The organism is Trueperaceae bacterium (genome assembly GCA_019454765.1).
In the GTDB taxonomy this organism is placed as follows: domain Bacteria; phylum Deinococcota; class Deinococci; order Deinococcales; family Trueperaceae; genus JAAYYF01.
Window position 1 is genome coordinate 15,913 of record JACFNR010000043.1, and the last position, 2,040, is coordinate 17,952.

A 2,040-nucleotide genomic window follows, 5' to 3' on the forward strand; every position below is an offset into this window, starting at 1 on the left:
CAGGTGGTGGGTGTTGGGTCCGGGGCTGGGACTGGGGGTCGCGCTCTGACGGAGGTACATTCGACATTCGCGAATCGCGAATTGTACGCGAGATGTTTTCGTAATACGTTGATCACGTGTCCTCGAACGAGACGATCGATGGTGTCCCGGTAACAGAAGAGCAGATCGCTGCCTGGGTCGCCGAGGCGGAGGCGGGTTTCGACGCCGAGACGCTGCAGAAGCGAGGGCGTGGTCGGCCGGGGCGAGGCGCCGGGCCGTCTCAGGTGATCGCCGTGCGCCTGACCGTGGACGAGTTGGCAGCTCTCGATGCTAGGGCCGCCGCCGAGGGTAAGTCCCGGTCCGAGGTCATACGCCAGGCCTTGTCAGCTTCTGGGATCATCTGAAGGTCCGCGCGGGGGCGTCGGGCCTGGCGCGGCCTTGACGGCGCCAGGCGGCCGCATCCCGCCTCGCTGCGTGAGCAGCAAACCCCCGAGGAAGAAGACCGTCGCCGCCAGCGGCAGGATCCCGTAGCCGAAGACCTTGACGAGTACCCCGCCGAGCAGCGCGCCGACCACGCCGGCGAGGGCGCCGCTGGCGGAGAAGAGCCCCATGGCTTCGCCCTCGGGGAGGCCCAGGTTGGCGGTGAGGGTGGAGCCGGCCACGCTGAGGAGCGACCAGGCGAGCACGATGACGGTGAAGAGCGCCATGGCGGCGGGGGCGCGCCAGGCGCCGGGGGCGAGCGGGAGGACGGTGAGGGCCGCGAACGCGACCAGGCGCACCGTGATGGCGAAGCGGAGGACCACGGTGGCGCCTCGGCGTTCGGTCCAACGGCCGGCGGGGGTGTAGAGGAGGAGACCGAGGGCAGCGGCCGCGGCGTAGGCCCAGGCGATGGTGGTGGTGGCCAGGTCGTACTGGCGCGCCAGGAGGAGGGGGTAGAAGGCGAAGAGGAAGGCCGAGCCGGTGTTGATGACGAACCAGAGCGTCTGGAAGCGGATGAAGGGGGGTGGTGCGTGGCGGAGCCAGGCGATGGCGGTGCCGATGGTGGGGAGGTGGTGGGCGTGCAGCAGGGAGGCGAAGATCGGTTCGACCTTGAGGTGCACGTGGCTGTGGCCGGGGCGGACCCGGAGCGTGCCGGGCATCTGGGGGAGCGCGTTGGTGTAGAGCAGGGCGGCGAAAGGGACGATGGCGGTGAGGCCGATGGCGAGGCCAAGGTGGGTGGTGCTCAGCAGGCCGGCGAGGGCGAGGCCGGCCACCTGGCCCACGCCGTAGCTCGTCTGGAGCAGGCCGAGCCGTTCGCCCCAGGTGTCTTGCGGGAAGCGCTCGACCACGTAGAGGTTGCCGAGGGTGCTGGTGGCGGCTATGCCGGCACCGAGGGCGAGGCTTAACAGTGTGAGGGCGGCGGGCTGGCGGGTGAACGCCAGGCCCGTGAGGGACAGCCCGGCCGCGGCGAGGCCGCCGGCGAAGAGGAGGCGGTAGGTGCCGTACTTGTCGGCGAGCTGGCCCCAGAGGGGCGCGCTGAGTTCGCCGAGGCTGAGGGCGCCGACCACGAGACCGACGAGGGCCACGTTGCCGTCGCGGCTGACCCAGAGGGGGAGGAGGAGCGGCGCGAGCCCGGCGGCGGCGGCGCCCAGGAGGGCGTAGGCGACGAACCACGGTTCGGGTCTGGGTGGTGGCTCCGCGGCGGCCAAGGTGCCTCAGGTATACGACGGAAACGCGATCTGGCAGGCGGGCCGCCTAGCGCGGGGCGAGGCCCACGGCCTGGAGGAGCGCGTACATGTTGGTGGGGCCCACGAAGCGGAAGCCGCGTTCGCGGAGGGCGGCCGCGAGGGCCTCCGATTCGGGCGAGCGCGTGCGGTGCTCCGCTGCCGCGCCGGCCGTGGGGGAGTCCGGCGCTACCGCGAACGAGTGGACGAGTTCGACCAGCCCGCCCTCCGCCCGCAGCGCCAGCGTGGCTGCCGCGTTGGAGATGGTGGCGCGGATCTTGGCCTCGTGGCGGATGAGGCCTGGGTCCGCCTTGAGGCGGGCCACGTCCTGGTCGGTGAGGGCGGCCACCTTGGCGGG

Annotated in this window: 3 protein-coding genes; 1 reads left to right on the top strand and 2 read right to left on the bottom strand. The window is 71.8% G+C overall.

Annotated features, from left to right (window positions below; all coding sequences use genetic code 11):
* Positions 1–116 precede the first annotated feature (116 nt).
* On the top strand, positions 117–383 hold the full coding sequence (locus H3C53_10975; GenBank protein ID MBW7917189.1) for a ribbon-helix-helix protein, CopG family: 267 nt from the start codon (positions 117–119) through the stop codon (positions 381–383).
* Here H3C53_10975 and H3C53_10980 read toward each other — a convergent pair.
* Both H3C53_10980 and H3C53_10985 read right to left on the bottom strand, forming a co-directional pair.
* On the bottom strand, positions 363–1,667 hold the full coding sequence (locus H3C53_10980; protein MBW7917190.1) for an MFS transporter: 1,305 nt from the start codon (positions 1,665–1,667) through the stop codon (positions 363–365). The two genes, H3C53_10975 and H3C53_10980, sit on opposite strands and share 21 nt — an antisense overlap.
* Before the next feature lie 46 nt (positions 1,668–1,713).
* The coding region (locus H3C53_10985) for a DNA-3-methyladenine glycosylase I (GenBank protein MBW7917191.1) at positions 1,714–2,040 on the bottom strand (327 nt) is incomplete at its 5' end.